The following is a 409-nucleotide window of genomic DNA, read 5'->3' on the forward strand; positions in this document are numbered from 1 at the left end:
CTCGGCCGCCACCTCGGCGGTCGGCACGGCCAGCGCCTGCTGCAGCGCCTCGCTCAGGCGCGCGCGCTGCGGGTAAGGTGAATCCTCGAACCCCAGCCGCCCGCGCGCATCGCACTCGCAGGCCAGCAGCACTCCGGCAAAGCGCTGCGGCTTGCGCAGCGCGTCGCAGCGCTCCAGCAGGCGCAGCAGCGCCGCCGCGCCCAGCTCGCCGCTTCTGTGGATGTTGCCGTGCTCGCGCGCGACCACGTCCGCCATCTCGCGGCATTCATTGGGCACGCGCAGCCGCTCGCTCAGCCCCTTGAGCAACCTGCCGCTTCGCTGCTCGTGGCCGATGTGGCGCGGCAGCACGTCGGCCGGCGTCGTGCCCTTGCCCAGATCGTGCGTCAGGCAGGCGAAGCGCACCGCCAGC

1 protein-coding gene is annotated in these 409 nt (G+C 73.6%); it reads right to left on the bottom strand.

Going from position 1 to position 409, the window contains the following annotated elements; genetic code table 11:
- On the bottom strand, positions 1–409 hold a 409-nt coding region (locus tag A612_RS10840), incomplete at both ends, for an HD domain-containing protein (protein WP_040436643.1).

The sequence above is a fragment of the Melaminivora alkalimesophila genome (genome assembly GCF_000282995.1).
Classification (GTDB): Bacteria; Pseudomonadota; Gammaproteobacteria; order Burkholderiales; family Burkholderiaceae_C; genus Melaminivora; species Melaminivora alkalimesophila.